Origin of the sequence: Actinomadura sp. GC306, from assembly GCF_004348665.1 — a bacterium.
Taxonomy (GTDB): Bacteria; Actinomycetota; Actinomycetes; order Streptosporangiales; family Streptosporangiaceae; genus Spirillospora.
The window spans coordinates 1-15864 of sequence record NZ_SMKM01000152.1 but is presented as its reverse complement, the minus strand read 5'-3'; the positions used below and the strand labels follow the sequence as shown (position 1 = coordinate 15864).

Annotated in this window: 16 protein-coding genes; 7 read left to right on the top strand and 9 right to left on the bottom strand. The window is 71.4% G+C overall.

All coding sequences use genetic code 11. The features are described 5' to 3' along the window. Positions 1-121: 121 nt before the first annotated feature. The 4 genes from E1200_RS20650 to E1200_RS20635 all read right to left on the bottom strand — a co-directional run bounded on the left by E1200_RS20650 (position 122) and on the right by E1200_RS20635 (position 3488). Positions 122-889: a peptidoglycan recognition family protein gene (locus E1200_RS20650; protein WP_131953698.1), complete on the bottom strand. Its 768-nt coding sequence runs from the start codon at positions 887-889 to the stop codon at positions 122-124. A gap of 241 nt (positions 890-1130) precedes the next feature. Beyond that, a complete protein-coding gene (locus E1200_RS20645; RefSeq protein ID WP_131953697.1) occupies positions 1131-1493 on the bottom strand; it encodes a VOC family protein in 363 nt (120 codons plus the stop codon). 50 nt (positions 1494-1543) lie between these two features. Beyond that, positions 1544-2203 carry a TetR/AcrR family transcriptional regulator gene (locus E1200_RS20640; RefSeq protein WP_131953696.1) on the bottom strand — a complete coding sequence of 220 codons (660 nt, stop codon included), beginning with the start codon at positions 2201-2203 and terminating at the stop codon, positions 1544-1546. After that, positions 2196-3488, bottom strand: coding sequence for an acyl-CoA dehydrogenase family protein (locus tag E1200_RS20635; RefSeq protein ID WP_131953695.1), 1293 nt, complete (start codon positions 3486-3488; stop codon positions 2196-2198). The genes E1200_RS20640 and E1200_RS20635 overlap by 8 nt, the downstream gene beginning before the upstream one ends. A gap of 124 nt (positions 3489-3612) precedes the next feature. Here E1200_RS20635 and E1200_RS20630 point away from each other — a divergent pair, with 124 nt between their 5' ends. The 3 genes from E1200_RS20630 to E1200_RS20620 all read left to right on the top strand — a co-directional run bounded on the left by E1200_RS20630 (position 3613) and on the right by E1200_RS20620 (position 6389). After that, on the top strand, positions 3613-4677 hold the full coding sequence (locus E1200_RS20630) for a phosphotransferase family protein (RefSeq protein ID WP_347813230.1): 1065 nt from the start codon (positions 3613-3615) through the stop codon (positions 4675-4677). Between the two features lie 66 nt (positions 4678-4743). Then, the gene (locus E1200_RS20625; RefSeq protein ID WP_131953693.1) at positions 4744-5247 is read left to right on the top strand and encodes a GNAT family N-acetyltransferase; all 504 of its coding nucleotides are present in this window, start codon (positions 4744-4746) and stop codon (positions 5245-5247) included. Positions 5248-5450: 203 nt separating this feature from the next. Beyond that, positions 5451-6389, top strand: coding sequence for a TIGR03621 family F420-dependent LLM class oxidoreductase (locus E1200_RS20620; protein WP_131953692.1), 939 nt, complete (start codon positions 5451-5453; stop codon positions 6387-6389). A 151-nt stretch (positions 6390-6540) separates the two neighbouring features. On the opposite strand, the gene E1200_RS20615 is transcribed toward E1200_RS20620, so the two are convergent. Both E1200_RS20615 and E1200_RS20610 read right to left on the bottom strand, forming a co-directional pair. Then, positions 6541-7233, bottom strand: a complete 693-nt coding sequence (locus tag E1200_RS20615; RefSeq protein WP_131953691.1) for a hypothetical protein — start codon at positions 7231-7233, stop codon at positions 6541-6543. Positions 7234-7995: 762 nt separating this feature from the next. Beyond that, on the bottom strand, positions 7996-8403 hold the full coding sequence (locus E1200_RS20610; RefSeq protein WP_131953690.1) for a hypothetical protein: 408 nt from the start codon (positions 8401-8403) through the stop codon (positions 7996-7998). Between the two features lie 267 nt (positions 8404-8670). On the opposite strand from E1200_RS20610, the gene E1200_RS20605 reads away from it, so the two are divergent. Then, on the top strand, positions 8671-9768 hold the full coding sequence (locus E1200_RS20605; protein WP_131953689.1) for a winged helix DNA-binding domain-containing protein: 1098 nt from the start codon (positions 8671-8673) through the stop codon (positions 9766-9768). Between the two features lie 124 nt (positions 9769-9892). Here E1200_RS20605 and E1200_RS20600 read toward each other — a convergent pair whose 3' ends face one another. Then, a complete protein-coding gene (locus tag E1200_RS20600; protein WP_131953688.1) occupies positions 9893-11416 on the bottom strand; it encodes a long-chain-fatty-acid--CoA ligase in 1524 nt (507 codons plus the stop codon). Between the two features lie 251 nt (positions 11417-11667). Between E1200_RS20600 and E1200_RS20595 the strand changes: the two genes are divergently transcribed. Together E1200_RS20595 and E1200_RS20590 are read left to right on the top strand one after the other, a co-directional pair. Then, the gene (locus tag E1200_RS20595) at positions 11668-11934 is read left to right on the top strand and encodes a hypothetical protein (protein ID WP_131953687.1); all 267 of its coding nucleotides are present in this window, start codon (positions 11668-11670) and stop codon (positions 11932-11934) included. 154 nt (positions 11935-12088) lie between these two features. After that, positions 12089-13342 (top strand): DUF2786 domain-containing protein, encoded by a 1254-nt coding sequence (locus E1200_RS20590; protein WP_131953686.1) that lies wholly within the window; start codon positions 12089-12091, stop codon positions 13340-13342. 74 nt (positions 13343-13416) lie between these two features. On the opposite strand, the gene E1200_RS20585 is transcribed toward E1200_RS20590, so the two are convergent. Together E1200_RS20585 and E1200_RS20580 are read right to left on the bottom strand one after the other, a co-directional pair. Further along, a complete protein-coding gene (locus E1200_RS20585; protein WP_131884259.1) occupies positions 13417-13629 on the bottom strand; it encodes a helix-turn-helix domain-containing protein in 213 nt (70 codons plus the stop codon). Positions 13630-13870: 241 nt separating this feature from the next. After that, the gene (locus E1200_RS20580; RefSeq protein WP_131953685.1) at positions 13871-14788 is read right to left on the bottom strand and encodes a class II glutamine amidotransferase; all 918 of its coding nucleotides are present in this window, start codon (positions 14786-14788) and stop codon (positions 13871-13873) included. A gap of 259 nt (positions 14789-15047) precedes the next feature. Here E1200_RS20580 and E1200_RS20575 point away from each other — a divergent pair. Beyond that, on the top strand, positions 15048-15864 hold an 817-nt coding region (locus tag E1200_RS20575; protein ID WP_131953684.1), incomplete at its 3' end, for a hypothetical protein.

The window sequence follows — 15864 nt, the reverse complement described above, 5'->3', positions numbered from 1 at the left end:
CGCGAGCTGCGAATCATCACTTGAAGGTGGGTTCCGGAAGTCGCACCGGAGTCCCGCGGCCGGCCTCGGCACGGTAGCACCGGACCGGTCCCGCGGGCCTCCCGTTTTCCGGCCGGCGAGATCAGCGGATGCGCTCCCCGGAGCTCAGCGCCGGTCCGTGGTCGAAGGCGTGGCGCGGTCCGGGCAGGCCGCTGGGCACGGCAGGGGAGCTCTGCGTGACGCGCCGCGCGCCGATGCTGCCGGCGACCTCGTTGCGCAGCTGCGGCAGCCGCGCGTACAGGACGTCGCCGGGGCAGGCGGTGGCGTTGTAGTCGCGGTGCCCGACGATCGCCGCGTGCGGGTCGAGCCCGTACACGTCGCACAGCCACGCGCAGGTCGCGACCAGCGCGCTCCAGAGCGAGCCCGTGGGCGCGGCGGTCATGTAGTTGCCCTCGTTCTCGATGCCGATCGTGTGGCTGTTGTGGCCGCCGGTCTGCGCGCCGACCACGTGGTCGCCGGCGTTGATGGCGCTGAGGCTGCGGTTGCGCCCCTCCATCAGGTGGCCGCCGCGGCTGATGGTGAGCTGCTGCCCGGTGTCGGCCCAGCCGTTGCCGTCCATGTGGTAGTTCTGAATCGATCTTGACAGCGCGAAGGCGTGGTTCAGCGAGTAGTCGGTGGAATTGGGCGTCGCGGTGTGGTGCACGACGATGTGGTCCGGGGCCCGGTCCAGCACCGTCGCCGCCGACGTGGGCGGCCGTGCCAGCCACTCCGACCGGGTGTACACGCGGGGCGCGGCCTGCGCCGATGCGGCGGACGGCGCACCGGCCAGCGGGCCGAGCAGCGCACCCCCGAGCACCGCGCCGGTGCCTCCGAGCAGCCCTCTGCGGGTGAGGTGGATTTCGGCGGCCATGAGAACTCCCTCCGGAGAAGATGATCAACCGGAGCCATGGTCGCCAAAATCGACAACTGAGACAATAGGGTTCTACAGCGCTATTTGGGATTGGCCGGAATCGTGTGACCGTGTGCCAAACCGCGGGCCGCCCCGCTGTCGGATTCTCGGCGCACGCGAGGTCGGCGGCGGGCACCCCTACCCGGGGGCCGGCGCCCCCCGCGCGCCGCTCCCTCCGGGCCGGGAGGGCAGTCAAGGATGGTCAGGGGCGGTAGGTGCCGAAGTACCACTCGTTGCCGTCCAGGTCGCGGGCCGCGTAGTCGCGGGAGCCGTACTCCTTGTCGGACAGCTCGGCGGTGATCTCGGCGCCCGCGGCCTTGGCGCGGTCGTGGTGAGCGTCGGGGTCGTCCACGGCGACGTACAGGGCCGTCTTGCCGGGCTCACCGTTGCCGAACATCAGGATGCCGGTGTCGAAGGCCATCTCGGCGTGCACCACGTTGCCCGCCTCGTCGCGGTGCACCTCGCGCGGCTGGAAGCCGAACGCCTTCTCCAGCCATTCCATCGACGCGGCCGTGTCGGCGCAGTTGACGATGGGATAGAAGGTCCTGCGGATCTCTTTGGTCATGTCGTCCTCCCCTGTCGTGACCGGACATGCCCAGTCTGGGCGGCGGGGGATCAGGGGGTCTTGGACGAATGTGACCTCACCGGCCGGGCGGCGTCGCGCTCGGCGGCCAGCCGCCGGGTCTCGGGCGAGACGGGCGCGCCGAGGATCGCGGCGACGACGTCGATCAGGTAGCTGGTGAACAGGCGGTCGTCGGTGCGCGGTCCCGAGCGGGCCCGGCGGGCGAGCTCGATCGAGGCGTACAGGATGGCGGTGAAACGGCGGTGCAGGCGGGCCGCGTCCTCCTCCAGCAGCGGCTCGACGAGGAGGCGCCAGCGGCACAGGCTGTCCTCGGGGTCGTCGAGGACGGCGACCGGGACGAGCGGCGCCGGGCGGTTGACGACGTCCGCCCAGATCTGCAGGAAGGCGCGGCCCGACTCGTCGGCGAGGCGGGCCGCCAGCGGCCGGACCAGCGCGCCGGCCAGCGGCCGCACGCCCCGCTCGCCGTCCTCGTAGGCGTCGAGCAGGGCGTGCCGCCGGGCCTCCACCTCGGGGGCGTGCCGCGCCATGATCGCGCGGACGACCCCGGCGCGGTCCCCGAAGTGGTACTGGACGGCCGTCGCGTTGCGGGCGCCCGCCTCCTGGAGGATCTCCCGGAGACTCACCGCGTCCACGCCGCGCGCGGCGTAGAGCCGCTCGGCGGCATCGAGCAGCCGCTCGCGGGTGTCACTCATTGCCGATCGCGTGCTCCAGCGCGTCGGCGAAGCGCTCGCGGGCCGCCTCCCGGCGGGTGGGCAGGTGACCGGACGGCCACAGGCCCTCGACGGGCTCGACGTCGCGCAGCAGCTGCCGGGCGAGGGTGATCTTGTGGACCTCGGTGGGGCCGTCGGCGATCGCCATCGCCTGCGCCCCCAGCATCATGGCGGCGAACGGCATCTCGTTCGACACCCCGAGCGCGCCGTGCAGGTGCATCGCGCGCTGGACGACGTCGTGGTAGACCTTCGGCATCGCGGCCTTGACGGCGGCGATGTCCTTGCGGACCTTCTTGTAGTCGCCGTGCTTGTCGATCAGCCACGCGGTGCGCAGGACCAGCAGCCGGAACTGCTCGATCTCGATCCAGCTGTCGGCGATCTTCTCCCGGGTCATCTGCATCTTGGCGAGCGCCCCGAACCGCGTCTGGCGGGACACCGCGCGCTCCAGCATCATGTCGAACGCCTTGCGGACCTGCGCGATCGTGCGCATGGCGTGATGGATGCGGCCGCCGCCGAGGCGGGTCTGCGCGATCACGAACGCGCCGCCCTCGTCGCCGAGCAGGTTCTCGGCCGGGACGCGGACGTTGTCGTAGCGCAGGTACCCGTGGGAGCCCTCGCGCTCGCCGCCCACACCCACGTTGCGGACGGTGATCAGGCCGGGCGCGTCGGCCGGGACGATGAACATCGACATGCCCTCGTAGGCGGACACGTCGGGGTTCGTCACCGCCATCACGATCAGGAACGTGGCGTGCCGCGCGTTGGAGGAGAACCACTTCTCCCCGTTGATGACCCAGCCGTCCCCGTCGCGGACCGCCCGGGTGGTGAACAGGGTCGGGTCGGCGCCCCCGTGCGGCTCGGTCATCGAGTAGGACGAGGAGATCTCGCCGTCCAGGAGGGGGCGCAGGTAGCGCTCCTTCTGGGAGGGCGTCCCGAAGTGGGCGATGATCTCCGCGTTGCCCGAGTCGGGCGCCTGGCAGCCGAAGACCGAGGGCGCCCAGCGGGAGCGCCCCAGGATCTCGTTGAGCAGCGCCAGCTTCACCTGGCCGTAGCCCTGGCCGCCTAGGTCCGGCCCGAGGTGGCACGCCCACAGGCCCTTCTCGCGGACGCGGTCCTGGAGGGGGCGCACCAGCTCCTTGTAGCGGGGGTCGGTCTTGTCGTAGGGGTCGCCGAGGACGAGGTCGAGCGGCTCGACCTCGTCCCGCACGAAGGCGTCCGCCCAGTCGAGCAGCTCCTGGTAGGCGGGGTCGGTCTCGAAGTCCCATGCCATGGCGAACCTCCAGCGTCGTTTCCCCCGATAATCTACCTCCCTCAAGCAGTAATGCAAGTGCATGACTGTTAGCCTCCGGTGTCCGGTGTCGGCAGGTGACCCGTGTCCGGGAAGGGATCCGCCCGTGCAGCCTGTGCAGATCGACCGCGCGCTCGTCGACTTCGACGTCCTGGCCGGCTGGATGGACGGCCAGGGCCTTCCGGAGGGCCCGTTCGAGGACGTCGAGCGGCTGGCGGGCGGCACGCAGAACACCCTGCTCCGGTTCCGCCGGGGCGGCCGCGAGTACGTGCTGCGGCGCGGGCCGAGCCATCTGCGGGCGAGGACGAACGACGTCCTGCGCCGGGAGGCCCGCGTACTGGCGGCCCTGGACGGCACGGACGTCCCGGCGCCCCGCCTCATCGCCGCCTGCCCCGACGAGACCGTCATGAACGGGGCGGTCTTCTACCTGATGACACCGGTGAAGGGCTTCAACGCGTCGGTGACGTTGCCCGACCTGCATGCCGGGGACAAGGCCGTCCAACGCGAGATGGGCCTGAACGCGGCGCGCGCGCTGGCGGCCCTAGGGGCGGTCGACTACAAGGCCGTCGGACTGCACGATTTCGGCAAACCGGAGGGCTTCCTTGAGCGGCAGGTAAGCCGCTGGCTGTCCGAACTCGACTCCTACAGCGCGCTGGACGGCTACCCGGGGCCGGACATCCCCGGCCTGGACGACGTCGCCCGCTGGCTGGGCGAGCACCGTCCGGCGACATGGCGGCCGGGCATCCTGCACGGTGACTACCACCTGGCGAACCTGATGTACGCGTTCGACGGCCCCGAGGTCGCGGCGATCGTCGACTGGGAGATGTGCACGATCGGCGATCCGCTGCTCGACCTCGGCTGGCTGCTGGCCACCTGGCCCGACCGCGCCGACCAGAGCGCGGCGCTGGCCGGCCCGCTCGGCGCGACGGGCGGCCTGCCCGCGCCGGACGACCTCGTCGGCACCTACGCCGAGCGCGCGGACGCCGTCGCCGGGCGCGACCTGTCGTCCATCACCTGGTACGCGGTGCTCGCGTGCTTCAAGCTCGGCATCGTCCTGGAGGGCACGAACGCCCGCGCGTTCGCCGGCAAGGCGCCCCGGGAGACGGGCGACATGCTCCACTCGATCACGCTCGGCCTGTTCCGCCGCGCGCAGGAGTTCATCGGCGGGTGATCCGCCGCCCGGCCCGCCTCGCGCCATGATCGGGAAGCTGCCAGGATCGACGCGAGGAGGTGCGCGATGGAGATCCGCAAGGGCGGCGCCGCGGACGCGCCGGTCATGCTCGGGATGCTCGACGGCGCCGTGGAATGGCTCGTCGCGCACGGCCGGACGGGCCAGTGGGGCACCGAGCCCTGGTCGGCCGACCCGCGCCGGGTGGAGCGCGTCGGCGGGATCGCCCACGATGACGAGATCTGGGTGGCGGAGGTGCGGGGCGCTCCGGCGGGCGTCATGGCCGTGGCTCCGCGACCACCGCACTACGTGGACGCGATAGAAGAACCCGAGCTCTACATCACGCTGCTGGTGACCGACCGCTCGTTCGCGGGCGAGGGCGTGGGAAGCGCACTGATCGCCAAGGCGAAGGACGAGGCCCGCGCCAAGGGCGCCGGGCTGCTGCGCGTCGACTGCTACGGCGGCGGTGACGGCCGGCTCGTGGAGTACTACCGGCGCCACGGGTTCGAGCCCGTGGCGGAGTTCACCGTCGGCGAATGGCCCGGCCGCCTGCTGTCCCAGCGCATCGGCTGACCGGCCTACCCCGGGTTGCAAAACCGGCGATCGCGACGCAGCCTGGATGTGACCGGTGGGAACGGGGCAGTCGGTGACGCCCTTGCGCCGCACGGACGGCGAATCGAGCCACTCGCCCCGTTCCGCCGGTCGGCACCGCACCGCCGAACCCCGCGTCGGATTCCCGCCAGCGCGCGGCGCAGACCCGCCGCCATGATCGCGGCATGGACAGAGACTTCCGCTTCGGCGTCGTGGGCGAATCGATCCGCTCCGGCGCCGATCTCACCCGCACGGCGCGGCGTGCCGAGGAACTCGGCTACGACGTGCTGGTCCTGCGCGACCACTTCGTCACCGAGCCCTTCGGCGACCAGCTCGCCCCCATGGTCGCGCTGGCGGCCGCGGCGGCGGTGACGAGCACGCTGCGGCTGGGCACGATGGTGCTGGCCAACGACTACCGGCACCCGGTGCTGCTCGCCAAGGAGGCCGCCACCCTCGACCACCTGTCGGGCGGGCGGTTCGAGCTCGGCGTCGGCGCGGGCTGGCTGCGCGACGAGTACAAGGCCGCCGGCATGCCGTTCGACGCGGCCGGTACGCGGGTGGGGCGGCTGGAGGAGTCCCTGGAGATCCTGCGGAGCCTCCTCGACGGCCGGACGACCACGTTCGCGGGCGACCACTACAGGATCGACGGCCTGACCACGTTCCCGCCGCCCGCGCACCGGCCGCCGCTCGTCGTCGGCGCCGGCAGCGGGCGCATGCTCGGCATCGCCGGCCGGCACGCCGACACCGTCGGCATCCTCCCCCGCGCCCTCCCCGACGGCACGATCTCCGAGGAGGTCACCGAGCGGCTCCCGGACACCATCGCCCGCAAGGTCCGCCTGGTCCGCGAGGCCGCGGGAGACCGGGACGTCGAGCTGAGCATGATGGTGGCGCCCAGCTTCGACATGGACCCCCAGCGCGCCGCGGCGCGCGTCGCCGTCCTCCGCGGCTGGGGGACGTCGGCGGCCGACCTCGTCCTGGACATGCCGTCGCAGCTCGTCGGCCCGCCGGAGCACATCGCCGAGCAGATGCTCGCCCGCCGCGACCGCTACGGCTTCACCTACTACCAGGTCCCGGACACGGCCATGGACGAGTTCGCCGCCGTCATCCCCCTCCTGGCGGGCTGACGGCCGCGGACAGGAAAACGGGGACTCCCCTGGCATCTCGCGATACCGGGGAATCCCCGTCTTCCATGCACCGGCAGCCCTGTGCCGGGTCTGTGCGAGGCCGCACGAGCCGGGCGGGACGCGTCACCACCGGGTCGCGGGCGGCCTCAGGTCAGGAGCCGAACGGTTGGGGCTTGCCCTTCTTGCCGGCGCCCTTGCCCCACTCCAGGACCTCCCACTTGAGGCCCTTCAGGTGGCCCTCACCGGTTCCGGCGGTGTACTTGCTCTTCGGCTTGCCGCCGTCCAGCAGGTACCGGAAGGTGTAGGTGTCGAGGTCGAGCATGATGCCCCGGTGCGACGGCTCGCCGGGACCGCGGTCGCCGACGAAACCGGTCACGCTGCGGCCGTTGTAGGTCACCTTGACCTTGGTGAGCAGCGGCCAGCTCGGGCTGGCGAACATGCCCTTCTGCATCGGCTTGCCACTGGCGGGGGCGCCCGTGTCGCCGTTGATGCCGGAACCGTCGTCCCAGAAGTAGGACGCGGTGGTCGTGCCGCTGAGCAGGGCCTTCGGGCCCTTCTTCTCGGGCGCGCTCTCGGACTTGGCGGCCTCGCTCTTCCGCGCGTCCTCGGCGTTGCCCGCGGGGGTCTGGTTCCCGGCCTTGTTCTCGGCCTTGTTCTCGGCCTTGTTCTGGGGCTTGTCCAGCCGCGCGCTGTGCTGCTGCGCGGCCACGGCCTCCTGCGTAAGGAACTGCTTCTCGCCGGGAGCGGAGTCGTCACTGGCGGCGGCGACGCCGGCGACGAGCATGCCCGCCAGGGCGGTGCCGGTGACGCCGGTCAGGACGGCATTGATCGCTCGCTGCTGCATGGGTTTCCTTCGATCGGGGTACAGGGCCGCCGTTCCGCACCGGTCGGCGCACGCCGGAATCCGGGCAGGAGGGAACGGCTCCGAGACTCGGGACTCGGGAGCAGCCGTCGCGTGGGGAGACCCGCTTTGGAACGATCCACGGGCATGGCGGACCGCGCTCGCGCCCATCGGCGCACGACCATCTGGGGACGCGCGTGTGACGCGGGCTTCGATATAGCGGGAATGGACGCCGACCGGGGGCTCAGTGGCTCCGCACGGTGCACGGCCGGTGCATGGGACGACCGTGGTTCGGCGTAGAGGACCCGCCTGGCGGGCGGGAGGCGACGACTATGCGTTGGGCCAGGTCAACGGTTCATTGACCCTGACCTGGGAGGAACTATATACGGCATTACCGTGGTTTAGCCAAACGGGCGATTTCTTTACCTTTGGCCAGGTAGATCTTTTTCTGTGCCCCTCTGGCAACGGGGCCTGCGGCCCCCTTGCCGCCCGGGCTACCGGGCCGCGCGGGCAAAAGATCTTTATGCTCGTATGGCTCCCACCTGGGATGACCGTACATGGTGCAGCGTTTGCACTCCCCAGAATGTTCCCCGACTTGGCCACGCCCCCGGGACGGCCCGGAGGCGGCGCAGGGACGAATACACGGCCGGGGTTGGCGCGGACCGCATCCGCTGGGTGGGCGGCATAGAGACGCCGTGTGGGCGAGCACACACCCGCGAAGGGAGCGTCTACCGGGGTGTTCCGTGCGACGAGGGCCGGGGACCGTCAGTGCGTCGGGTAGACCGACGGGACCAGCGGAGTCGGGCCGGTACCGCCGGTGAAGACAGGGGCACCCGGGTGCGGCGGCGCGAACGACGCGTCGGGGTAAGGAGGATGCTGCCCGAAGGCCGCAACGGCCCCCTGGGCCGCCGGGACGGCCTGGGCCGCGGGCGGGATGTGCGATCCGTCGCCCCGGCGTGGCTCCGCGGAACCGTGCTCCAGGCGGCGCTCGGCCAGCAGGGCCATGAGCGCGCGAGCGGTGTCGGCGTCCATGCGCAGCAGGACGCTGGGCATCCCCGCCTGGTCGACGAACGGGGAGACAGAGGGAGCCGCCGACAGGTGCGGTAGTGCCGCCCGCATCTCCTCGCGGAGATCCTGGGCAAGGCGCAGCGCGTGCCGGTCACTGTCACTCAAGTGTGCGTTCATCGCGATCTCCGGGGAGTTCACGTGCGGGGGGCCGGGGATCATCCTGCTAGGGATGGCGTGCAGGTGCAAGAGCTGATGCACGTGCATTTTGAAATCTTCGCCCCGTAACCGTTGCGTCCCTCGCTCGTTCCCACTGCGGCCGGGCGGCCGTGACACCTGGCGTTCTGGGCGGATGAGCTGGGGTGATACGCAAGATCGGCCGCCCAGGGCGGAAGGTGATCAACGCCGGACGGCGAGGGCGTGCATGCTGGACGGATGACGGAAACGCTCAGCGTCCGAGCCCTCAACCGCGCCACGCTTGCCCGGCAGCTCCTCCTCGCGCGGGAAGCGATCCCCGTAACGGAGGCGGTCGGGCGGCTCCTGGGCATGCAGGCGCAGGAGCCCAAGCCGCCTTTCCTGGGACTCTGGACCCGGCTGGACGGCTTCCAAGCGTCCGACCTCAATGAAGCTCTGCACGACCGGTCGCTTGTGCGCGCCACGATGATGCGAGCCACCCTGCACCTGATGACCGGTGCCGACTACACGGCCTTCCGCACGACGATGCAGCCGGTGCTGGACGGCGCGCTCAGAGTGCTGGGCAACCGGGCCAAGGGGATGGACATGGAGAAGGTCGTCCCGGCGGCGCGCGCGCTCCTCGGACAGGAGCCCCGCACGTTCAACGAGGTCCGTGCACTCCTGCAGGAGCAGTTCCCGGACGTCAACGACAGGGCTCTCGGCTACGCCGTCCGGCTCTGCGTTCCACTCGCCATGGTGCCGACCCAGGACAGGTGGGGGTTCCCCCGTACGTCGCAGTTCACGCTGGCCGACGAGTGGCTGGGCACCGCCCCCGTGGACGAGCCCGCCCTGGACGAGTTGGTCCTCCGCTACCTGGCGGCCTACGGGCCGGCGTCCGCCGCCGACGCGCAGACGTGGTCCGGCCATCCCGAGTGCGGTGCGGCGCTGGAGCGTCTGCGTCCCGGCCTGCGTACGTTCGGCGACGACCGCGGCAAGGAGCTGTTCGACCTGCCCGACGCTCCCCGGCCCGGCGAGGACGTCCCGGCTCCGCCGCGCTTCCTGCCCGAGTTCGACAGCCTCGTCCTGGCGCACGCCGACCGCAGGCGCGTCATCGCCGACACGCACCGGCCGCTGCTCACGACGAAGAACCTCCGCGTCCGCGCGGTGTTCCTCTGGGACGGCTTCGCACACGGCATCTGGGAGACCGAGTACAAGCGCAAGGTCGCCACACTGCGGCTGCGTCCCTTCGAGCCGCTCCCCAAGACCGCCCTGGACGAGCTGACCCACGAAGGTCAGTCGCTCCTGAGCTTTCTGGAACCCGACGCAAAGGAAAGGGTCGTCACCCTAGCCGACGCCTGACGTCCCCGAGGAGCCGCCCAGTCCGGTGATCGTTGACTTGTGGCGTGTCGCCCTTTCCGGCGTCCTCATAAGGGCAACAGGCCGCAAGTCAACACATCTGACGGAACTCGGTGGTGGTGGTTCATCAGCCGATGGTCCGGCCCATGCCCTCCCAGTACGGGGCGCGCAGGTCCTTCTTGAGGATCTTGCCGCTGGGATTGCGGGGCAGGGCGTCCACGATGTCGACCGAGCGGGGGCGCTTGAAGCCGGCCAGGCGCTCGCGGGCGTACTCGATCACCTCGTCCTCCGCGAGCTGCGCGCCGGGCGCGGGCACGACGACGGCCTTGACGGTCTCTCCCCACCGCTCGTCCGGGACGCCGATGACCGCGACGTCGGCGATCCCCGGGTGCGCCGCGAGGACCTCCTCGACCTCGATCGGGTACACGTTCTCGGCGCCCGTGACGATCATGTCCTTGATCCGGTCGGTGAGGAAGAGGTAGCCCTCGGCGTCCACGTAGCCCGCGTCGCCGGTGCGGAGCCAGCCGTCCGCGGCCAGGAGCCGCTCCGTCTCCTCGGGGCGGTTCCAGTAGCCGGGCGTGTTCTGGCTGGACCTGGTCAGCACCTCGCCGACCTCGCCCACCGGCCGCTCGACGCTGCCGCCGGGTTCGACGATCCTCACCTCGACCCAGTCGTACGGCCGTCCCGCCGAGCGCATCAGGTGCGCGCGCGGCCCGCCCGGGTCGTGGTCCTCGGGTTCGAGCTGGACGATCGCGCCCGTCGTCTCCGTCATGCCGTACAGCTGGAAGAGCGGGGCCCTGAACGTGTCGAGCGCGCGGCGCAGCACCTCCGAGGTGATCGGGGACGCGCCGTAGGTGATCGCCCGCAGCGCCGAGTAGTCGCGCTCGGCGGCGCCCGGGACGTCGCACATGAACTGCAGCACGGCCGGGACGATGAACGCGTTGGTGATCCGCTCGCGCTCGAACGTGTCCACCAGCCCGGCCGGGTCGATGTCGCGGACCAGCACCTGCCGGCACCCCGCGTAGAGTCCGGCCAGCGCCCAGCCGGTGCCGCCGATGTGGAACAGCGGCATCGGAACGAGGCTCACCGCCGAGGCGTCCAGGCGCCAACGGCGGGCCATCCGCTCCCCCACCTCGAAGTTGGCGTTGCTCAGCTGCACGCCCTTCGGCAGCCCGGTCGTGCCGGACGTGTAGAGCTGCACGACGATGTCGTCCGGCTCCCCGATGTGGCCGGGGTCCTCGGCCGGGTGGCCGGCGAGCCAGCTCTCGTAGTCCTCGCCGGTGATGACGGTCCGGCCGGGGAGGCCGGGCGCGAGATCCGCGAACTCGGCGTCCACCACCGTGACCGGGGCCTCCGCGTCGGTGACGATCGCGGCGATCTCGGCCGGGGTCAGCCGCCAGTTGACCGGGGCCGTCACCGCGCCGATCTTCGCGGCGCCGAACAGGAGGTCGAAGTACTCGGGCGCGTTCTTGCCCAGGTACGCGACCCGCGACCCGGGCCCGAGCCCCGCGGCCCGGAGGGCCTGCGCGACCCGGCTGGAGCGCTCGTGGAGCTCGGCGTAGCTCACGGTCCGCCCGTCCCCGGTGACGGCGGGCGCCGTACCGCAATCGCGGGCGTTGTCTCGGACGATGGACACGACCCGGTAGTCCACTCCGGTTCCTTTCCGAATCTCGTTCGGTTGCGATGGCCGACCCTATCGAGACCGAGGTACGCCGCAAAAGCACCCAGACACCGCCAGATGCGGACAAGGTGCCCTGACCGGGCAGAACTTCGAATAGTGATCAATCCGATACCTGGGTTGATTGAAAGTTCCACCAAAGGGGTTCAAGCTGTCTGCGACGTCTTGGAATGCCCCGCCACGTTCGTCCGACCGACCGACCGACCGCTGACAGGACACGACCGATGTTCGAGATCTGGGAGACGAGTGAGCCCGCCCGGCTCATCAGCGACGCGGGGACCCTGAAGGTGGCGCTGGAGAAGGTCGACACGATGTGCCGGCTCCGGCACGACCAGGCCGCGGCGCACGTCGGCGACGCGAGGGACGGCTACCACTTCGAGATCCGGGACGCCGAGGGCAAGGCGCTCGCGCGGCTCAGTTACGTCCCCGACACCTCCCGCGCGTATCAGAGCGTGGTCATCGAGGAAATGCGCGGCGACCCGGACGAGTAGGACGAACTGCCTCCTTCCCGTGGCCTCCGACCTCACGGTCGGGGGCCTTGTGTCGTCCGATCGGACGGGTTCCGCCGGGGCGAGGCGATCCGTCCGCCCCGCGATGGCAGGATGCGTCGTGCCCGGATGACGCGGACGACGGGGGTGGCGGATCGTGCGGCGAGGTTCCCGGCCTGGCGAGGCGACGGCGGCCGCCGACGCCCTGATCGCCGAAGCCGTGCGGTCGCTCTCGCTCGGCGACCACGCCGGATTCCGTCGGCTCGTCCTGGAGACGGCCCTCCCGGGCTGGACGCGCGCCGTCCACCTGGGCCTTGCCGCTCGCCTTCGACGGGCGGTCACGCATGCGTGGGAGCGGGGCTGGCAGCCGGCCGATGTGGTCAGGTTCACCTCGCGCCGCCGCACGTCCAGGCACGCACGGCTCGTGACCGACGCGATCGCGGACGAGATGCGGGCCTACTCCGCCGCCACCGTGGACGGCCGTTGGCGCGAGCAGCTCGCCGTCCTTGAAGCAGACGTGTGGTGGGCGGACGATGACGGCCACCCGGCCGCCTGGTGCGCACGCGAAGGCGTGGACCACTTCGCCTACACCGCTTGCGCGATCGAAGTCATCCACTTGCTGGAGGGGCTGCCAAGGCTGCCCAGCCTTGGCCCACGTCCCGGGACGTCCGTGCAAGGCAACCACAGCACCGACGAGCGGATGCGAGAGGTCGATCAGCGAACGCTCGGCAAGGTCAGGGCACTGCTCGCCAAAGCCGAGTCGACGGAGTTCCCTGAGGAGGCGGAAGCGCTGAGCGCGCGCGCTCAGGAGCTGATGGCGCGGCACAGCATCGACCATGCGCTGCTGGCCGCAAAGACAGGCGACATCGGAGGTCCCGCCGGACGGCGCATCGCGGTGGACAACCCCTATGACTCGCCCAAGGCGGTCCTGCTGACGGTGGTGGCCGACGCCAACCGGTGCAGAGCCGTGTGGCATCGGGAGCTGGGGTTCTCCACGGTCATGGGCTACCCGGCCGATCTGGCCGCGGTGGAGATGCTGTTCACGTCGCTGCTCGTCCAGGCGACCGCCGCCATGGTGCACGCGGGCCCCAGGCGCGACGCGCGGGGGCGGTCAAGGACGCGTTCGTTCCGCCACGCCTTCCTCAACGCCTACGCCGCCCGCATCGGGGAGCGGCTGCGGGAGGCCGCCGACCGGGCGGCCGAGAGCGCCGGCGGGAACGATCTGGTCCCCGTCCTGGCCGCACGCGACCAGGCCGTCGAACAGGCCGTCGGCGCGATGTTCCCGAACCTCGCCAAGGGTCGGGCGGGTTCGGTGTCCAACTACGAGGGCTGGGTCGCCGGCCGTGCGGCCGCGGATCTCGCCAGCCTGAACGGTCGCCACGAGGTCACCGGGGCCGACCGCCGTTCCTAGCGCGCGGGGTCCCCCCGGGGGGCGAGGGGGACGTCCGACCATGCGCGCGTTCTCCTTCTTGTCGTGGGAGCGGGTCAGGACTTCTTGCGCCGGGTGTTGCCGCCCCGGCCCCGGAGCGGGACGCCCGCCTCCTTGAGGACGTTGTAGATGAACCCGTAGGACCGGCCGGTCTCGGCCGCCAGGTCGCGGATGCTCTCCCCGGCGGCGTACCGCGGGGCGAGCTCGGCGGCGAGTTGCGTGCGTTCGGCACCGGTCACGCGGGTGCCTCTCGACAGTGTTCGGGCCACGGGGACCTCCTGGTTTCAAGGGCTGCCGCCGCGGGGCCCGTCCCCGCAGCTCACAGCAGTGTTGATCTCCCCAACGTACACATTCCCCCTGATTACACCGTCGATGCCGCGCGAATCACCGCGAATTCGGCCGAAGCTGGTCTTTTCCGTGGTGAACGGCGTGTCGGAGCTGGACACCGGCCCCGGATCCGGAACCCGGCCGCGGTTCGGCGGGAGCCCGCGCGCCGGAGACCGGCGCGCCCTAGGACCCCGAACCGCCTTCGGTGACCGCGAGAACGGGCGCCGGACCGGCGAGAGGCCCGGAATCCGGCGCTGGAACACCCGTCCCCGGTGCGGCCGGCGGCCCGTCCGTCGTCTGGGACGCGGCCTCCCGGAGCGAGAGATCCGAGCGGCGCAGCGGACGGCTCAGCGGCCCGAACGGGAACAGCGAGGTCTCGGCGAGCCCCTCCACGACCAGCAGCTCCCCGGCCCGGAGGAGGCGCCACCCCCGCCGGTCGTCCATGGGCTCGCTGGCGATGACGACGGCGGGCACCGTCCCGTCCGCTCCCGGCTCGCTCGTACCGCCCTCACCGGGCGACAGGACCCAGAGCTCGTTGCTCTCCGGGTAGCGCAGCGCCCATATCCGCCCGGGCTCGGCCACGAGCATGTTCAGGGAGAACACGGGGAGCTCGGCTCCGATTCGCCGTACGGCCTCGACGATCCCCGCCGTCGTGTCGCCATGCCGGCGGATCTCGGCGGTCACGTACGCGAACACGAGCTCCGAGTCGGTCTCACCGGAGACCTGTGCGCTCTCCACCTCGGTCAGCCACGTCCGGAGCGTCTCCAGCCCCTTCACCACGCCGTTGTGGGCGAAGAGCCGGTCGTTCATCACGAACGGGTGGCAGTTGCGAACCGTCAGCCCACCGACGGACGCGTCCCTGACATGCGACACGAACGTGTGGGACGGGACGTTCCGGGCGTGCAGGTCGAAGTCGGCGTTCTCGAAGGCCGCGAGGGGCGCCCTGTCCCGGATGGGCTCCCCGCCGAGCGAGAACCATCCGAGACCGGCCCCGTGCCGCATCCGATGGCTCTGCGCGCGCAGGCTCCGGGGCGCGTCGAGCAACCAGTGCGCCGCGCGGACCCGGGGCCCGCCCGTGCTCATGGCGAAAAGTCGGCACATGCGTCGCCTCTCACGTGATCCTTACCAAGGGTGACGGCGACTTTACCCAATGATGCCGGGCCCGCTGGCCACTTCGCGCCAACAGCTATACACCCATCCGGGGCCAGGTTTCACCCACACCCCGGGAGGGCGATATGTCCCCCTCCGGAAGGATCACCGCACCGAGAGTTATCCACAGGTACGGGTTCGCCCACTCCTCAGCCCGTCCCCCGCGCATGCTGGCGACACAGCACGTCCCCCCTCGGAAGGAGCGGCCCCGATGACCACGATCACGTTTCCAGTCCCGTCCACCACGACCTCCCGGTTCGCCGTCGCCGCCACGAGCGTCCCGGCCGACATGTCCGCCATGCTGCACCGGAGTCCGGCCGGCCCGTACCAAGCCCACTTCGCCGGACGGCTCGGCTCACCCCAACTGCACATCACCCGGGAGGACCTCACGTGCCTCCGCTGGGACCCGGCGCAGATCAAGGCGGCCCGCCCCGAAGACAGACAAGCCGCACGGGCTTTCGGCAACGCGACGGAGTTCGCCGTCATCTCCGCCTTCACGCCGATCACCGACCAGCCCCGCGGCGCCCAGGTGGCCCGCGCCGCCGCCCACGCCATCGCAGACGCCACCGGCGGAATCGCCGCGGACCTCACGACGGGTCACGTCCTGCCGCCCTCCGCCACCGATAGACCCCGCTTCGTCCTGGCGGACCACTGGCTGGGCGACGTCCTACCGCCGTTCCGCGCCAACGGCCGCTGCACCGCCGCAGAGCCCGCGCTGGACCCCGAAGGCGTCAACGGCTGCGCCTGCGTACGGCTCCGCACCCGCGGCCTCCGCCGCTTCGGCCTCCCGGAACTCCAGATCAGCGACGTCGCCTGCCCGCACGACCTCACCGCCCTCAACGTCCTGCGCACCGCCGCCCGCGGCCTCCTCACCGACCACTGGTCCTGGCTGGCCACCGGCCCGGCGGCCGCCACCCGCACGATCAACGCCACCGTGGCCCTCACCGAGAACGACTTCAACGACTTCTGGGGCACCACCGACCACGTCCCGTTCACGCCCCCAAGCCCCTTCGAGATACACCTGGCCC